The sequence below is a fragment of the Acidimicrobiia bacterium genome (assembly GCA_029210695.1).
Classification (GTDB): domain Bacteria; phylum Actinomycetota; class Acidimicrobiia; order Spongiisociales; family JAHEDJ01; genus JAHEDJ01.
Genome location: JARGFH010000039.1, coordinates 1 through 18,261 on the forward strand (window position 1 = coordinate 1; position 18,261 = coordinate 18,261).

At 63.3% G+C, this 18,261-nt stretch carries 10 protein-coding genes; 7 read left to right on the forward strand and 3 right to left on the reverse strand.

Annotated elements, in window-relative coordinates; all coding sequences use genetic code 11:
• The first annotated feature begins 599 nt into the window (after window positions 1-599).
• The 6 genes from P1T08_12535 to P1T08_12560 all read left to right on the forward strand — a co-directional run bounded on the left by P1T08_12535 (window position 600) and on the right by P1T08_12560 (window position 13,302).
• Complete coding sequence (locus tag P1T08_12535) at window positions 600-1,634, forward strand: LacI family DNA-binding transcriptional regulator (protein ID MDF1596897.1); 1,035 nt, start codon at window positions 600-602, stop codon at window positions 1,632-1,634.
• 99 nt (window positions 1,635-1,733) lie between these two features.
• Window positions 1,734-6,026, forward strand: a complete 4,293-nt coding sequence (locus P1T08_12540; protein MDF1596898.1) for a family 16 glycosylhydrolase — start codon at window positions 1,734-1,736, stop codon at window positions 6,024-6,026.
• 76 nt (window positions 6,027-6,102) lie between these two features.
• Entirely contained in the window at window positions 6,103-7,899 is a 1,797-nt protein-coding gene (locus P1T08_12545) for a glycoside hydrolase family 3 protein (GenBank protein ID MDF1596899.1), read from the forward strand.
• A gap of 13 nt (window positions 7,900-7,912) precedes the next feature.
• Entirely contained in the window at window positions 7,913-11,368 is a 3,456-nt protein-coding gene (locus tag P1T08_12550) for a hypothetical protein (GenBank protein MDF1596900.1), read from the forward strand.
• Window positions 11,369-11,459: 91 nt separating this feature from the next.
• The gene (locus tag P1T08_12555; GenBank protein ID MDF1596901.1) at window positions 11,460-12,347 is read left to right on the forward strand and encodes a glycosyl hydrolase family 17 protein; all 888 of its coding nucleotides are present in this window, start codon (window positions 11,460-11,462) and stop codon (window positions 12,345-12,347) included.
• On the forward strand, window positions 12,340-13,302 hold the full coding sequence (locus P1T08_12560; protein MDF1596902.1) for a glycosyl hydrolase family 17 protein: 963 nt from the start codon (window positions 12,340-12,342) through the stop codon (window positions 13,300-13,302). The genes P1T08_12555 and P1T08_12560 overlap by 8 nt, the downstream gene beginning before the upstream one ends.
• Window positions 13,303-13,399: 97 nt before the next feature.
• Here the strand turns inward: P1T08_12560 and P1T08_12565 are convergent, their stop codons facing one another.
• On the reverse strand, window positions 13,400-13,771 hold the full coding sequence (locus tag P1T08_12565; GenBank protein ID MDF1596903.1) for a VOC family protein: 372 nt from the start codon (window positions 13,769-13,771) through the stop codon (window positions 13,400-13,402).
• A gap of 90 nt (window positions 13,772-13,861) precedes the next feature.
• Complete coding sequence (locus P1T08_12570; protein ID MDF1596904.1) at window positions 13,862-14,332, reverse strand: SRPBCC family protein; 471 nt, start codon at window positions 14,330-14,332, stop codon at window positions 13,862-13,864.
• A 325-nt stretch (window positions 14,333-14,657) separates the two neighbouring features.
• On the opposite strand from P1T08_12570, the gene P1T08_12575 reads away from it, so the two are divergent.
• Complete coding sequence (locus P1T08_12575) at window positions 14,658-15,416, forward strand: hypothetical protein (protein MDF1596905.1); 759 nt, start codon at window positions 14,658-14,660, stop codon at window positions 15,414-15,416.
• A gap of 227 nt (window positions 15,417-15,643) precedes the next feature.
• Here the strand turns inward: P1T08_12575 and P1T08_12580 are convergent, their stop codons facing one another.
• Window positions 15,644-17,983, reverse strand: coding sequence for a penicillin acylase family protein (locus P1T08_12580; protein ID MDF1596906.1), 2,340 nt, complete (start codon window positions 17,981-17,983; stop codon window positions 15,644-15,646).
• Window positions 17,984-18,261 lie beyond the last annotated feature (278 nt).

Genomic DNA, 18,261 nt, shown 5'->3' on the forward strand with positions numbered 1-18,261 from the left:
CCCCGGAAGGTGGTCCCATCACTGGCGAGCAGGTGGTCCCATCCCCCTGGCGAAACTCATCTCAAGGTGGTCCCATCAAGCTGGCGGGCGACACCAGCACGACTAGGAGCGCTATGAATAATCTTCCTCTATTTCTCAAAATCCAACCTCCTTCGTGAACTCATTCGTTTTCGATTGCGTCGATGATCGCATGACTATATGCACGTCTCCTTGGGTCGGTCAGGTTGCGCCGAGGACACCCGTCTGCGAGTGAGGGAGCCCCGGCGAATAACTACTGCGCTCGCAGGTATACAGAAGGAAGGTCGACGAGCAGTCAGGAAACAGATCGTCCTGCCGGTAGGGATCAGGTCGTGGGAGACCGCCGCGTTTTCATCGCGCCGCCGCAGCCGCCGAGAACGGTGACTCGCTCCAGCGTGCCTGCCGAGGTCCGCTTGACCCTTCTCCATCCAGACCCTCCTCGTGGGAGCGTTCCCAAGAAACGGTGGGAGCGCTCCCAGGAATATAGAAGCGATCGCGTCCCAGCGTCAAGTTGACTATGTAATATGCCAGAAGTAGTTTCCTGGTGCGCTAACTGAGAGCGCTCCCAAACGGAGGTCGTAGTGAACCTCACACTCGAGGACATTGGTCGGCTGGCGGGAGTATCTCGCTCGACCGTTTCGCGTGTCATCAATGATCAGGCAAGTGTCAGCTCTGACGTTCGCCAGCGGGTACAGGAGACGATCCGTCGGACCGGCTACACGCCGAACGTTGCTGCCCGATCGCTGGTCTCCGGACGGAGCGGCGTAATCGGGCTCGTCATTCCCAGCCGGGTGCACAGGGTCTTCGAGGATCCGTACTTCTCGCGGCTGATCCAGGGTATCAGCGCGGCGAGCAACCGCTCGGGCACCGTCTTGTCTCTCTTTCTGTTTCAGAACGAGGAGGAGGAGAGCGAGCTGTATCCGCGGGTTGTCACATCGCGGTTCCTGGATGGGCTGATTCTCACCGCAACACGGATGGCGGATCCGCTCTTGGCCAGGGTGCCCAGTGGCGAGCTACCCATCGTGATGGTCGGGCGCCCGGACGTAGACGGCCTCAGCTATGTCAACGTCGACAACCGCGGCGGAGCCCTCCGGGCGGCGACCCACCTGTGCGGCCTCGGCTACGGACGCATCGGTCTAGTCGGAGCGCCCGTGTCCACGACGGCCGGCCTCGATCGACTGAACGGTTTCGTCGAGGGGCTCGCCATCTGCGGAAAGGCCCTTCCGCCCAAGCTCCGGGCCGACGGGGACTTCTCAGAAGCAAGCGGATACCGGGCCATGCGGGAGTTGCTGCCGGGCAAACCCGACGCCGTATTCGCCGCTTCGGACACGATGGCGATCGGTGCTCTGCAGGCGTTGCGCGAGGAAGGGATCAGGGTCCCGCAGGACATAGCCTTAATGGGGTTCGACGGCCTACCGTCGTCTGAGACCTCCGTTCCGACGTTGACGACCATCCGCCAGCCCGTCATCGAGACGGGGGTGAGGGCCGTCCATCTCTTGAACGACCTCGTGACCGGGGTTTCGGTAGCACCGATCGTCGAGATCCTGCCGGTCGAACTCGTCGTTCGGGAGTCGTGTGGCGCGCTGCGCATGGCCCCGGCAACGGGAGTCGAATGAGCAAGCAGTGAGCCGAAGGGAAACGAGCCGGCCCTCGCGGCTCGGCGGGATTTGGAGACGGACGCCGGAGCGGTCCGCACCATGGAGAAGGAGAGACAAATGAAGGGGTTGAACCAGAGGAGCCTCAAGGGTCTGGCAACGCTGGCCGTCATGGCTTTGATCACGTCGGTGCTTTTGGTGACGCCGGCGATGCCGGCGGCTGCGGACACGGCGGTCTTCGATGACATGGAACATGGTGATCCATTCGCGAACGGATGGTTCTCTTTCAACGGGGCGGTCGGCGGCGGTGGTATCGCGGCGAATACGGCCGACCTGCCTCCGGGTAACGGGGGCAGTTTCTCGCTCGAGACCGGCTGGGGGTCCGGCGGAGCTGCCGGCTTCTTCGGAGGATTCGGACGTACCAACCCGACCGACCTGTCGGGCGTCGACCACTTCAACTTCTGGATCAACCCGGACGCCGGTCAGGATTACACCCTGGAGATCAACCTGCAGGACGACGACAACGCCGATGGCAACATAAGCTCTCCCGAAGACGACGAGTTTCAGTTCAACTGCGCCGTGTCGGACTCGGGGCCGTGCGCCATTGCTGGAGGCGGCTGGCAGCTCGTGTCGATCCCGCTTGCCGGCTTTTTCGATGACAACTCCTTCCTGACCGGGGGCAACGGGACACTCGACGCGACACCGTCAAACGGCGAGTTGATCAACGTAATCGTCGCTGTCATCAGCACCAGTGGCGCAGACGTGACATTCCGCACCGACTACTGGGCTTTCGACAGCCGTGTCGTCGACAACTTCGAAGGTGGCCTGCCGGCCGGCAGCGACGCCAACGGAAACGCCGTCGGTTTCTTCACCTTCCAGGACCCGGCCAGCACGGTCACGATCTCGACCACTGCTACTCCACCCGTTCCGGTGCCCGATTCGGATTCCTCGAACACGGTGCTTCAGGTGGAGACCAGCGTCAGCGGCAGCAACGGATTTGCCGGAGTTGTCCACGCCTTCGAGAACGAATCGGTCGACACATGGGTGACGCAGGACTGGAGCATGTTTGCGGGATTCAGCTTCTGGCTGTACGGCAACAACACCGGTTCAACCCTCTTCGTCGACCTCCTCGACAATCGGAATCCCGGCTCGACGACCGACGATGCCGAGCGCTTTTCGATCGATGTCGTCGACGACTTCTCCGGCTGGCGGCTCTTCGAGATCCCCTTCGCGAGTTTGAACCGGAAAGAGGTCGGCAACGGCGCTCCCAACGACGGGCTCAATCTCACCGAGGTGCACGGCTGGGCGTTCGGTGTCTTCGACAGCGGGGTACCGTTCACCAACTACCTCGACGACGTTCAGTTGTTCGGAGTCGGCGAAGTACCCGAGCTGGCGGTGAGCTTCAGCGCCAACGACTTCGACGTGACCGAAGGAGACACCGGCCAGATCACGGTGGCGCTGAGTCGAGCACTCGGCGACGATGACCCCGATCGGGTGTCGATCGACTACTCGGTGGAGACGATCGTTCCGGTACCAGGCCGCGACTACGTCCAGCCTGCACCCGGCACGCTGACCTTCGTCAAGGACGGACCTTCGGAGCTGTCCTTCTCAGTGCAGACGCTCGAAGACTCAAAGCACGAGAGCGCCGAGCGATTGATCCTGAAGTTGTCGAATCCCGTCGACGTGGCGGCCGGCTTCATCATGCAGGCCGCCCTCACCATCAGCGATGACGACCCCTTCGATCCGTTGCTGCTCGACGACTTCGAGCACTACCCGTACTTGTGGGATGCGGCGGGCAATGTGGGGCTGGCCAATCCGGAACTGGAGTCCGGCGATCCTATGGCCGTGCCGGGACAGGGCCCCTATGAGCAGGTGCTCGAAGCGACCGTGCCCCTCCACGTGGACATCTCTATCGAAGGTCGCGTCTGCAATCGCGGAAGCGGCGTCATTCCGGTCGTCCTGTATTCCACCGATGAGTTCGACGCCACGACGGTGGACCACACCACCGTCACACTCGGATCGGCGAGCGAGACGCACCTCAACCGCAAGACCGGCACGGCCGTGCGCCACGTGGAGGACGTCGACCGTGACGGAGATCTCGATCTGGTGTTCCATTTCCGATTCTCCGAAACCGGCCTGGAGTGCGATCCGTCGGTTGTGCCCTTCAACGGCCACACCTACGACGACAAGCCCTTCACGGGCGGTGGCTCCGACGCTTCTTTCGGACGTGACTTCCCCGTCGGTCAGGACTGGACGGGTGCCGAGGCGCTGAGCTTCTGGTACTACGGGCAGAACACCGGAGATACGATCACACTGGACCTGCTCGACAATCGCGCCTCCGATCCCGGACCCGCCGGTTGGTCGCTGGTGTGGAGTGACGAATTCAACGAACCGGCCGGCACTCCCCCGAACCCGGACAACTGGGGTTACGAGATAGGAGACGGCACCGTCAACGGCATTCCCGGCTGGGGCAACTCCGAGCTGCAGTACTACACGGACGACCCGGACAACGTCGCCACCGACGGCGCCGGGAATCTCGTAATCACGGCCGACGCGGCCGATGGTCAGGACTGCTACTACGGCCCCTGCGAATACACCTCGGCCCGATTGGCCACCACCAACCGGGCGGAGTTCGCCTACGGTCGGGTGGAATCCAGGATCCAGGTTCCCGACGGTGAAAATGGGCTGTGGCCGGCGTTCTGGAGCCTCGGTACCGACATCGACCGGGTGGACTGGCCTCAGACGGGCGAGATCGACATCATGGAGTACGTCAGCCGCCTCCCGGACGAGATCTTCGGGACGATCCACGGCCCGGGATACTCAGGAGGTTCCTCCTTCGGCAATACATACCCGTTCCCCGGCGGTGTGGCAGCCGGCTATCACACGTTCGCGATCGAGTGGCAGCCGGATCTGATCGAGTGGTACGTGGACGGCATCGTCTATCACACGGCGACGCCGGCCGATGTCGCTCCCAACCAGTGGGTGTTCAACGACCCCGTCTACTTGCTCCTCAACCTGGCCGTCGGCGGCAACTTCGGCGGTGAAGTGAGCGACGCACTGACCTTCCCGCAGGAGTTGAAGGTCGACTACGTGCGGGTCTACCAGGGCCCCGACACGGCTGAGCGGTTCGAGACGTCGTTCGTTGACGACTTCTCCGGCTGGCAGCAGGTCGTCGTACCGTTCGACGCCTTCGTGCGCAGTGCCGCTCAGCCGAATGGAGCGCCCGACGATGGCCTCAGCCTCAACGAAGTATGGGGTTACGGTTTCGACCTCCCGGACGCCGGTTCGAGCACCGGAACACTGTGGCTGGATCAGGTGCGGCTCGTCCCAGAGCCGCGCCTCGTAACAAATCTGAACGACGCGGGGCCGGGCTCGCTACGGCAGGCGATCGCCGACGTCGTAGCCGGCGGAAACGTCGTGTTCGATCCCAGCCTCGCCGGCGGAACGATCACGCTCAGCTCCGGCCCGCTGGTCATTGGCAAAGCCGTCTCAATCGACGGCTCCGGTGCAGCCGGAATCGTGGTGAGCGGCGGCGGTGCAGACCGTGTCCTCATCGTCGGCCCCGGTGGGGTGGGCAACATCGGCCATCTCACCCTGGCCGACGGCTACGGCTGGCAGCTGGCAGGATGCGTGCTCAACAACGGTTCGCTCACGCTCGACCACGCCACGGTGACTGGGTGCACCATGGCAACCGATGCCGGCGAGTTCTGGCAGGGCGGCGGTGGCATCTACAACGGTGACGGCGCAACGCTGAGCCTCGTTGACAGTACGGTGGCCGACAATCACGCCGCCTGGTCCGGTGGCGGTGTGTATTCGTTCCTCAACACGACCACCACAATCGTCCGAAGCACGATCAATGGAAATGTGTCGAATGATGTTGGGGGTGCCTTCCGCTCTCTCGGCAACGTGACGATCACGAACAGCACGATCAGCGGCAACACAGCAATCGGGTGGCACGGCGGTGCGATCTTCCAGACTGACGGAGACGTCAGCATCTCGAATTCGACCGTAGCCAACAATGTTGGTCCGGACTGGGCACCCTCGACGTTCTTCATCGGTCAGTACGGTGGCGGATTTGTGCCAACGCTGACGCTGACCAACACGATCGTCACGGGTAATCAGTGGTACGCCTGTGAGAAGTTCGCATCGGGTACTCCCGGAAACGTCGTGTCCGGAGGTAGCAACCTGGTGCAGGACGACTCGTGCAACCCGGTCGGATCCGACCTGATCGGCGTCGACGCCCTGATCAGCCCTCTCGCCGACAACGGCGGCCCGACATTCACTCACGCACTGCTGCCGGGCAGCCCGGCGATCGACGCGGCCAATGCGTCGGCGTGCCCGGCCACCGACCAGCGCGGAGTCACTCGGCCGCAGGGTGCCGGTTGCGATGTCGGAGCGTTCGAACTCGAGTGAGGTTGTCAATCGTCCACCTCCGGGCTCCGGCCGGTTTCCCCGGCCGGAGCCCCTCCTCCAACAGGGACCTGAAGCCGTGATCTCCCACGATTCGACAATTGAACAGCTCATCGCGGGGATGACGCCGGCTGAGAAGATCGGCCAGATGACACAGGCATCAAATGAGGCCATCACCCCTCGCGAGGTAGCGGATCTATCCATCGGATCGGTGCTGTCCGGTGGCAACGGCAACCCGACGCCGAACACCCCCTCGGTATGGGCCGACATGGTCGGGTCGTTTGTCGAAGCTGCCGGTCAATCGGGGATTCCACTGGTTTACGGCGTCGACGCGGTCCACGGCCACAGCAACGTGGGCGGGGCAACGATCTTCCCGCACAACATCGGGCTCGGCTCGGCCGGAGACGAAGGTCTCGTCGAGCGAATCGGGCAGGCCACCGCCACCGAGATGCGGGCAACGGGAATCCGCTGGACATTTGCTCCGACGGTGGCGGTGCCACAGGACATCAGGTGGGGCAGGACCTATGAGGGTTACGGGCGGGATCCTGAATTGGTGGCCAAGCAGAGTGCCGCGTTGGTGAGAGGCCTGCAAGGATCCGGGCAAGGGCCCCTGTCCGTCCTGGCCTGCGCCAAGCACTTCGTGGGTGACGGAGCCACCACGTGGGGCACCGCGCCCCGTTTCAGCTGGGAGCACTGGTGGGACGGCTGGGGCGATAGCTGGCAGATCGATCAGGGCGACGCCCGGATCTCGGAGGAGCAACTCCGCTCAATCCACCTCCGCCCCTATATCGCCGCCCTCGAGGCGGGCGTCATGACCGTCATGGCCTCTTACAACTCGTGGAATGGCGAGAAACTGCATGCCCACCACGGCCTGCTATCCGGCGTGCTGAAGGAAGAGCTCGGATTCCGGGGATTCGTGGTATCGGATTGGATGGGGGTCGACCAGATCGACTCGGACTACGAGACGAGCGTCGTCAGGGCCATCAACGCCGGCGTCGACATGGTGATGGTCCCCGATGACTATCTCAGGTTCATCGAGGTCATGAAACGAGTGACGGCCTCCGGACGGATCCCGGTAGAGAGGATCGATGACGCGGTGCGCAGGATCCTCAGAGCGAAGCTTGCAGCCGGGCTCTTCGACCCCCAACCTCCGACGCCTCCGCTCAGCGCTGTCGGCTCAACGGAGCATCGCGCCCTCGCCGCCGAAGCAGTGCGGGGCAGCGCCGTCTTGCTGAAGAACGACGGAGCACTTCCCCTCGCTGCCGGCGCCCGATCAATTGAGGTGGCCGGCAGAGCAGCCGACGATATCGGCCTCCAATGCGGCGGCTGGACCGTGGGATGGCAGGGAGGTTCCGGACGAACCACCGCCGGGACGACACTGCTCGACGGGCTGCGAGCCTCCTCGCCACACGGCATCGAGTTCGACCCCTCCGGAGACTTCTCCAGTCCCAATCGCCCGGACATCGGGATTGTGTGCATCGCCGAGCCACCGTACGCCGAGGGACCGGGTGATCGGGCCACACCCACCGCCTCCGATGAGGACAGGGCCGTCTTTGCACGGATGCGCGAACGCGCTGATGTTTTGGTGCTGGTGGTCTACTCCGGCCGGCCACTGGTCATTCCGGACCTCATCGATCGGGCCGACGCCGTAGTAGCCGCCTGGCTTCCCGGCAGCGAAGGTGCCGCCCTGGGCGAAGTGTTGTCGGGTCTTCATCGGTTTTCCGCCCGGACCTCTCAGCCCTGGCCTCGCTCGTTTGAAGCCCTCGACGATCCGGAGCCCACCCCTCTGTTTCCGGCCGGACACGGCCTATCCCCCACCGCCGCCGATGCCGGCAGGAACTCAAAGACGACACCGCCAGAGCAAGTAAATGATTGAGGAGACATTGCTGATGAACCCCGAACCAGCCACAACTGCCGACCACCCGGTCGGTGAGGGCCTTATCGAGATCGACGGAGAAGGCTTCTATGCCATACCGGACGTCGATCAGATTCCGCCCTTCCTGATGAGCGTGGTCAGCGACGGGGATCGCTGGATGTTCATCTCCAGCACCGGAGGCCTCACCGCCGGACGAGGTGACTCCGCCGGAGCGATCTTCCGCTACGAAACCGACGACCGCCTGCACAACTCGGTGGGCTTCGCCGGACCGGTCACCGCTATTCGCATCTCCGGCGCAGAGGAGGGCGAGATGTGGACTCCGTTCCGCGGCAAGCCCCGATCGCAGGTTCATCGCAACCTCTACAAGGCGGTGGTCGGTGATTCGATCATCTTCGAAGAGACCCACCGGGAACTGCACCTCACGTTTCGATACCGGTGGGCGAGCAGCGGTGAGTTCGGCTTCGTACGGACTGCAACGCTCGTCAACGACGGCGACCAAGCGGTACGCGCCGACCTGATCGACGGCTTGCTCGATGTGCTTCCGTTTGGCCTCGACCCGTCGGTGTACCAGAGCAAGAACAACCTCACCAACGCATACAAGCGGAGTGAAATCATCGACCCAATCAGCCGCCTGGCCGTCTTCTCGCTCGAAGCCGGAGTGGTCGATCGCCCGGAACCCTCCGAGGTTCTTCGCAGCACAATCGCCTGGTCTGTGGGACTCGGCGAGTCTTCGGTGACGGTCGAGCCTTCCGCCCTGGCAAGTTTCGAAGCCGGGTATCCGCCGGCCGATGTCTCACTCCTCAAAGGCAGGCCGGGCGCCTACCTCCTGCGCGGCACCCTGGATCTCGCTCCCGGGGCCGACACTTCCTGGCACATCGTGGCCGATGCCGCCCAGGATCAGATCGCCGTCGCCGCCCTGCGGACGCAACTCCACTCGGCGGGTGATCTTCCGGACGCCATTACCGCTTCGCTGCGGGCTGCCAACAATTCGTTCGTCCGGATCATGGCACCGGCCGACGCGCTACAGCGGACCGGCGACCGTGTGGCCACGGCCCACCAGTTTGCCAACGTCACCTACAACGCCATGCGGGGCGGCGCTCCACTCGCCGGATACCGCATCAACACCGATGACTTCTCGAGGTTCTTGTTCGACCGGAACCGGAAGGTGGCAGGCCGGCACCGGGATTGGCTCCGGTCACTGCCGGAGGTGATCGACCGACAGGCGCTGCTGGAACAGATCGGCCGGACGGGCGATCGAGACCTCGAGCGGCTCGGCCACGGGTACCTGCCGTTCGGCTTCTCGCGCCGCCACGGTGACCCCAGCAGACCGTGGAACGCCTTTTCGATACGAATACACGACGACGCCGGCCGGCCCGTCATCTACTACGAAGGCAACTGGCGCGACATCTTCCAGAACTGGGAAGCGATGTGCATGAGCTTCCCCGAGTATTACCCCGACGTAATCTCGGTGTTCGTCAACGCCTCCACCCCCGATGGGTTCAACCCCTATCGCATCACCCGCGACGGCGTTGACTGGGAAGCGCCCGATCCCCACGACCCGTGGAGCAACATCGGATACTGGGGTGACCACCAGATCGTCTACCTGCTCCGCCTCCTCGAGGCTGCCGACCGCTTCCTGCCGGGGGAAGTGGGGCGTCTCCTCGGCGTATCGCGGTTCTCCTACGCCGACGTGCCCTACCGGATCGCCCCGTACCAACAACTCGTGGACGACCCGAAGGAAACGATCGACTACGACCAGGCGGCGGCGGCCCGGTCGGCCCGGCAAGTCGAACAGGTGGGCAACGATGGCAAGCTGATGCACGGAGAAGACGGCGAGGTTTACCACGTCACCTTGGCGGAGAAGATGCTGGTGCCCGCCCTCGCCAAGCTCTCCAACTTCGTGCCCGGCGGGGGTATCTGGATGAATACCCAGCGGCCGGAATGGAACGATGCCAACAACGCTTTGGTCGGATACGGCCTATCGATGGTGACTCTGTACCACCTCCGCAAGTACCTTCAGCACTTCAGTTCGCTGATCCGCGCAACCGGCCCGGCAGATGTGGAAATGTCCACCGAGGTCGCAGAGTGGCTGGCGACCGTCACCGCCGCCTTGCACGGGTCACCTGAACGTGGCTCCGACATCACGGACGGCTCCCGCAAGGAGCTCCTGGATAACCTCGGCGAGGCCTTCACCATCTACCGGTCCCGGGTCTACGAGTCCGGATTCTCGGGCCTCACGACGGTGGCGCTCGATTCGGTGGTTGAGCTCTGCGAGGTTGCCATCGAGCACCTTGACGGCGCCATTGGCGGCAACCGTCGGCCCGACGGCTTGTACCACTCCTACAACCTGATCCGGTTCGCGTCCGACGGGTCGGCTGCGTCGATAGAGCACCTACCGGAAATGCTCGAGGGCCAGGTGGCCGCCCTGAGTTCGGGCGTGCTCACCGCAGAGGAAAAGGCCGACGTGATCGATGCCTTGTTCGCCGGTGCCATGTACCGGACCGACCAGAACAGCTTCATGCTGTATCCGGCCCGACAGCTTCCATCGTTCCTCGACAAGAACGTCGTGCCTGCCGATGCGGTCGAAGGCAATCCGCTGCTCGGTGCGCTGCTCAAAGGGGGAGACCGTTCGGTTATCGCCGTCGACGTCGACGGCCGGTACCGGTTCAATGCCGCCTTCGCCAACCGGGACGACCTCGAAGCGCGGCTCGATCGTGTCGCCGGCGACGCGACATGGGGAAGCCTCGTGGCCGCCCACAGGGGGACGACTCTGGACACCTACGAGAAGGTTTTCCGCCACCATGCCTACACGGGCCGCTCGGGATCGATGTACGGCTACGAGGGAATCGGCTCGATCTACTGGCACATGGTCGCCAAACTGCTGGTGGCGGTACAGGAAGCGGCGGTCGAAGCGGTGTCCACCGGGGCGCAGTCCGATACGATCGAGCGGCTCGTCGACGCCTACTGGCGAGTGCGATCGGGTTTGGGTTTCAACAAGTCGGCCGCGGAATTCGGGGCCATCCCGCTCGACCCATATTCACATACACCCGCCCATTCAGGCGCACAGCAGCCGGGCATGACCGGGCTGGTCAAGGAAGAACTGCTGACCCGGCTGCTGGAAGTGGGGGTTCGGGTCGAGAGCGGGGAAATCCGGTTCGACCCTCGTTTCTTGCGACGGGAGGAGCTACTCGGCCAACCGGAGTCATGGCCGGTATACGACGTCGGGCTCGAACTGGGTGTGATTGAGCTCGAGGCGGGGTCGCTGGGTATGACCTTGTGCCAGGTGCCGGTTGTGGTGTCGGTGACATCTGGAGATGCCGGGATCGAGGTCGTGTTCGCCGACGGTACGGTCGAACACCAAGCCGGCCTGCGCCTGGATCGCCAGACCAGTGCCAGGGTCTTCGCCCGATCAGGCGAGGTAGCGCGGATCAATGCCCGGCTGCCGAAAGAGCTCGTCGAAGACAAGTAGGTTCCCGAGGTCGAAGCCGGCGCAAAGCCGGAAGGCATCGGAGCTTCGCCGCCCGGCAAAACCCTTAATTGAGTTGTTGAAGGAGATCGAAATGTCATATCGCAACCAGAGGACCCTGTCTTTGACCGGAGTCGATGCCTCGAGGCTCTCAGTAGAGGACCTGCGGGAGCTGATTCGTGAGATTCTCGCGGCCGGAATCCACGGCCTCTGCTTCAGCCCCTACGTGGAGGGCCAGGGCCCCGGCACGGAAGTCGGCGCCGCGCAGATTCGTGATCGATTGGCCGTCATCCAGCCGTTTGTCGGTTGGATACGCTCATTCTCCGCACGGGAAGGGAACGAGTTGATTCCCGCGATAGCGAAGGAGCAGGGTCTGCAGACGCTGGTCGGTCTGTGGATAGACGACGATCTGGAGAAGAACGAGATCGAACTGGCCAACGCGATCGCTATCGCCCGGGCAGGCAACGCCGGACTCCTGGCCGTGGGCAACGAGGTGCTCCTGCGCGGCGATCTCTCCGAGGATCAGCTCATCGATTACATCCAGCGCGTCAAGGCGGCAGTCCCCGGCGTAGATGTGGGTTACGTTGACGCCTATTTCGAGTTTGTGGACCACCCACGCGTAACTGAGGCCTGTGATGTCATCCTCGCCAACTGCTATCCGTTCTGGGAAGGTTGTCCGGCCGACCATGCACTGCTGTACATGAAGGAGATGTACCGTCGCGCCACCGGGGCAGCCGGCGGAAAGAAGGTCATCATCAGTGAGACCGGCTGGCCGAACATCGGTACCCCGGAGAAGGGTGCAGTGCCTTCCTATGAGAACGCCATGAAGTTCTTCATCGACACCTACCGGTGGGCCGAGGAGGAAGGCATTGAGGTCTTCTACTTCTCGGCATTCGACGAAGCCTGGAAGGTGGATGCTGAAGGAGACGTCGGCGCCTTCTGGGGCCTCTGGGACAAGGACGGCCGGCCGAAATATGTCTAAGTCACCAAGGGGAACCTTCAGCCGCGCCGATCCGTTGGTCCCGCACGGCAACGCTATCTGTTACTCGGGCTATCGAGAGAACCAGAGTCCCCGAACCGGCATGTACCCAAGCTATGCGGAGGTCAAAGAGGACCTTCTGATCCTGACTGCAAACTGGGACCATCTCAGACTGTACGACAGCAGCCGGCACGCCGAAATCGTGCTCGACGTGATTGATCGGGAAGACCTTGGTTTCAAGGTCATGCTCGGCCTGGATCTGGCTGCCGAGATGAGCAACCCCGCTTGTCCCTGGGGTGCGGACTTCAGCGACGAGACCCTCATCGCCAACCGGCAGGACAACGACGGTCAAGTCGACAAGGCGATCACACTGGCCAACCGCTACCGGGATATCGTGTCCTCCGTGGCGGTGGGCAATGAAGCCAGCGTCGAATGGACCGATCACATGGTGCCGTTGGAAAGCCTGATCGCCCGCGTCCAGAAGATCAAGAGCGAGATCGATCAACCGGTCACGTCTTGCGACAACTATGTCCCGTGGGCCGACAAGCTCGAACCGTTGGCAGCCGCTCTCGACTTCATCTCGGTGCACACATACCCGGTTTGGGAGTACCGGACCTTGTCGGACGCGCTCGCATACACGCAGCAGAACTACCAGTCCGTCGTCGATCGCTATCCCGGCAAGCCGGTCATGATCACGGAGGCCGGGTGGCCGACCGCCTCAAATGGGCGCGGCATCGATCCCTCGAATGCCTCCGAGGAACTCCAGGCGGAGTATTACGAAGAGCTCCTCGCCTGGACCAACGCCGAAGGGATCCTCACCTTCGTCTTCGAAGCATTCGACGAGCCCTGGAAAGGCTCACCTGATCCGTTGGAACCTGAGAAACACTGGGGCCTCTTCAGACTCGATCGCACTCCAAAGCTGGTGATGCAAGGGCTATACGGAGAACCTCACAGCTGATCAAACACTGCCCCCGAAACAGGTATCCATCGACCTCGAGCACCCGAGCCGGGCCGTCGAGTGAGGTGGGGACCGCTAAGCCCCCACCCCGCTCCGATCACTCGCCTGCGGGGGTCTCAGCTTCGACCAAACCGACCAGGTTGCCGGCCGGATCGTGGAACATCCCGAAGGTGACCATCCCCGGTATGACCGTTCTCGGTACAGCCGTCGTGGCCCCACCCGCTTCAGCCTTGGCAAGGTGCTCGTCGATCGAGTCCACCTCAACATACATGGCCTGGTACGACGGCATGTGCTCGTCCCCGGCCCCGATCGCGCCGGCCACGCCGGTGTCATCGGCCGGGACCATGGTGTACCCGCCAAAACCAGGAACCTCCTCACCATTCCACCCGAACAGGTCGTGGTAGAAGGTGTTCAGTGCGGAAGCGTCAGGTCCCATGAGCTCCCAGTGCACGATCTTGTGCGATGCCATACCTGCCTCCTCAGCTAGACGGCTCGAACATTTCCGAACACTATCCAAGCCTGCGAATTACGACGTCTGTGATAGGCGTCTTCTCTCGAGTCAGCTAGAAGGTTGCTCCGCAGCCGTCTTGAGTTGAGCAAGGCCCTTCTCGAAGTCGGGTCCAATCATCTTGTCCATGCTCTTGAAGATCCCTAGCAAGCGAGTCATCAACGTCTTTGGTCCGATCATCGTCCAGGTGACCGAAGTCGATTCTCCTTCAGACCGCAGGTCGAAAGTGGTGGTACTGCTGGATTTGAAGGGCTTGAGGAATTCGAGAGCGATCTCCACGCTCGACGGCTCAATCGCCCCGGTGATCTCCATCGTCCCTTCGCCTGCCTTGCGGTTGCCCGCCCAGGCATACTTGGCTCCCTTACCCCGGTCGGCTCCAGAGTAAGTGCGCCGGAGATTCGGATCGAGGTCATCCCAAGGCGACCACGAAGTCCATCGACGGAGATCGACAATATGCGAGTAAACGGCTTGGGCCGGCGCGCCGATGGACACTGAGCGTTGGACGGTATACGTGTCGGGCATCGGGTGAGACTAGGGCGGGAACGTCCGCTCGTCGAGGGATCCGAAGGCGTTGTGCCTTGCTCATCCACGAGACCTTTGAGAACAGCGATGAACTGAAGTTTCATCTCTCAAAAGGCACCAACTCGCTGGATAGCCCAGTTCGGGGTTGAGGGCACGCCGATTCTCCGAGGGCAGGACTCCCTGCCACTCCGCTTCCATTGTTCTTGTCCTCGGCGTCGCGGTAGCGGGCTCTCACGTTGTGGCGAATCTGTTACATGCTCGTAGCGAGGGAGCACGTGGTGTCGGATTGTGGAATAAAGACAGACACCGAAGCTGGAGGTACATCGTGAAACGCACCACTGTTCTCATCATCGGGCCGGCGATCCTCGCCGCTGAGTGTGGATCGAGCGCGGTAGGAAGCGCCGGGAACGTTCCGGATGATTCGGACGATGCCAAAGCGAACTGGATACTCGGATACCTGTTGAGCGCACAGGCAAGCGAGGCCGGGGAACCCTCCGAGCCGAAGATCGTTCTCACGGATACGTCGGGTGGGCAGACCACCGCCACAGCGGTGGACGCCGACCTCGAAGGAGACGACACGTTTGAAACCGATGAGCGGGTCACCGACCTGCTCTACGATCTGGCGAACACGATCGAAGCCCGAGGCGACCTCCGCCCGTTGGTCTCAACCGGCGGCCTGTATCTCGTGTACAACGCGGCGCCGGCGTTGTATTCCCCGGCCGAGCTCGAAGGGGTTCTCAGCGATGAGACGACCTACCAGTGGCCGTCGCACGTGGTCGCCGACGATGACCCCGCCGCCGAACTGCCGTTCCACACGTTCGCCGAGGAGATCGGTGAGAGCTTCCTGGAGGCCTTCCACGATCCGGACAATGAGTTCCCCCGCAACGAGTGGCGCGATCTCGCCGACCAGGGCATCCCCGATGAGGCGAACCCTATCCCCATCGAGCTGCGCGAATTCGACTCGATCTCAGTAGCCGACGGGGGTCATGACGGGATCGAGTGGTTCGTCTGGTACGTGTCGATCGACTACCAGAACGGCGAGCCGCGCATCGTCGGTCTGACCTTTCACGCCTGGACTCCGTAACCGTCGCTCAGCACCTGAACCAGCCGCAGCGGTGGCTCCCATTCCGGCGCCAACGAATCACCAACCTTGGGTACCCGGCGACTCCCGAACTCACAGGCGTTCTCCCCTCACCGAAGGTGGGGGGAGTCCACCCGGCCGGAGGCCGGGTGGGAGGGGGGCAACACCAAACCAGCTCCCTAGAAGAGCGTGAACGGAGGGGGCGCCACAACGGCGCCCCCTCCGTCGACTCACGGCAGGCGCAAAGTCACCGTCGACTCTATGAAGCCTCTGAGATCTGCCTTCGACAACCTCATCGGCTTGTAGGTCCAGGTGGAGTACAGCGTCAGCTGGTCCGAGAAGTGCGGGCTGGACGCATCGCCACTCTGACCGGGCGAGATCACGTTCTGGGCGGTGACGTTGCCGCGCAGATGCACGATCTGGTTGTACGTACCGCGGTTCATCCAGATGGTATCCGGGAGCCCGGGCGTGAGCGGCAGCGGCGCCCAGTGGATCACCGAGATCGGCTGCTGCCAGAGGCTCATATCGGCCGTGCCGTAGTCGGCGGTCAGACCGTCGAGGGCACCGATCAACGCCCCGGTCACTGCGGCTCCCGGCGTAGCCCCTTCCAGGTAGTCGTACTGGAGGGGTAGACCGGCGTCTGCTCCCGCCAGCATCCGGTCGATCAGGTTGCCGACGATGAACCGGTTGCTGATACCGGCCACCTCGTCAAACACTCCGTCGGCCAGCGCCAACCACCAGGCGTTGAAGATGGCCCCGAAGGGATCGTCGTAGTACCCGTTATGGTCGAGGTCGACCTGCAAGTGATCCCATCCGGCCAGATCATCCACAACACCGGCGAGGCGAGCATCGGCCGAGGTGTCGACCAGAGCCAGGAGCTCATCGAGGTAGGTGGTGACGAACACCGAATTCGCCGCCCCGGTCGGGGTGTCGGTGGTCCAACCTCCGGTCCGGTTGATCGCCTCCACGGTCTCGACGGTGGCCGATCGAGGCTCCAGCTCCCGCAGCTCGGCCAGGAACGTGTTGACCCGGTGAGCCGGCCCCCACATCCAGAAGTCGGCCGTCGAGTTCTCCCATCCCGGTGCGGGCTTGTTGTTCCAGCTCGCCAGATAACCCTGTTCGGGGTTGCGGGAATGCGGGTTCTCCGAAAACGGCAGGATGCCCTGCCACTCCGCTTCACCTGTTCCCGGGAGCGGGAAGAACCGGCTGAACCCATCGGCGCGCACCGGGATGTGCCCGATGTGCCAGTAGGCGATGTTGCCGGTCCGGTCGGCGTAGAGCACGTTGAAGTTGTAGGCCACGTCGTCGAGGGCTGCTTCGAACTCCCGGATGTTTCCGGCCCGGCCGAGGCTGCCCCACGCTTCGAGCGATTGCATCTCCTTGCCGTAGGTGACGTTCTTGAACGAAAGTGCGGTCGCCCCGTCGGATCCGAGGATCGGTCCGTGCACGCTAGTGCACAGCGTTTCGGTGTGGGTTCCGACGAAGGCCACTCCGATTTGCTCGTCTCGGCACTCGAGATCATGCCAGGCGCCCTCGAACCAGTACTGGCTCGGGTCGGAGGGGTTGAGCACCTCGACGTAGATGTCGCTGTTGTCGCTGCCACCCGAGGTCAAGGTCCAGGCATAGCCGTTGCCCACCCCGATCGGAACGAGAGGAAAGCCGGCGATCGTCATGCCGGTCACATCGAAACCCGCACCGTGCAGACCGACCTCGTGGTTGATCTGGGGGGTGCCGTACCCCATTTGGGGACCGCCCAACAGCAGTGCGGCCCCGTCGGCCGACAACCGCGGCGCAATGACCAGCGCGTTCGAAGCCCAGCCGTCGCCGGGGAGGTTGGCGTTGTCCCAGGCGGCACCGGGCATGCTCGCCACCGCAGCCGAGGTGGGCAGTTCCGCAGGCGGCCCACCGGCGCGCCGACCCTTCGGGCCGATGGCGCCGTCGGCCGGCACGGTGGTGGGAGCGTCGGGATCGTCGAGCCAGAACAGATCACCGAACACGGTCCCGGCATCGACGGGCCCGAGGGCTGCTACGAGGGCGTCCCAGGAGGCGGCGTTGGTGAGCTCGTCCGATCCGAACCAGCCGAACTGACTGCCGAGCAGCATGAAGACGGCGACCGAGTCGTCGACAGTCCACGGACGGGGCGGGCCGACCAACCCATACTGGGCCGGCAGATTGCCTTCGGCGATACGGGCGTTGATACCGTCGGCATAGCCGGTCAGCATTGTCTTGAGATCATCAGAGGCGCCTGCGAAGGCGGCAGACCGCCGTTCGGCAGGACCGAACATCCGTCTTGCGTCGATGTCACCGTCCAGTACCGCCGGGCCGAACAGTTCCGCCAGCGTTCCGGTGGCGGACCGCCGAAGGATCTCCGCCTGCCAGAGGCGGTCGTCGGCGGCCACATACCCCATCCCGAAGAACAGCGCTTCCAGGCTGCCAGCGTAGAGGTGAGGGACGCCGTATTCGTCCCGGTGGATGGTGACGGTGTCTGGCCCCTTGGGGGCGGCTGCCGCCGGGATGATGAGCGTCCCGACCAGTAGCACGGACAACAACAAGACGAGCGAACGTCTCATGGCCTTCTCCTCCCTGTTCGTCTTTCGAAACCTACCCCCATGGCTGCCCCGGTGACGGCGAGGAAGCCGTTCGGTGTGAGACGCAGGGCCACCATCATCGTCCATCGAGGTGCGGGAGCCGTTCGGCGCGGGTGCTTCACTTCCTGGGCGGATCCCAGACATCCAGACCGTTCAAAATGCCGATGACTATCGTGACCAGAAAGATCACCATCGCCGATCGGAATAGGAGCCGCGCAGGCTGACCACCGTTGCCGTCGATCCGGCGAGTTTGTCCGCCC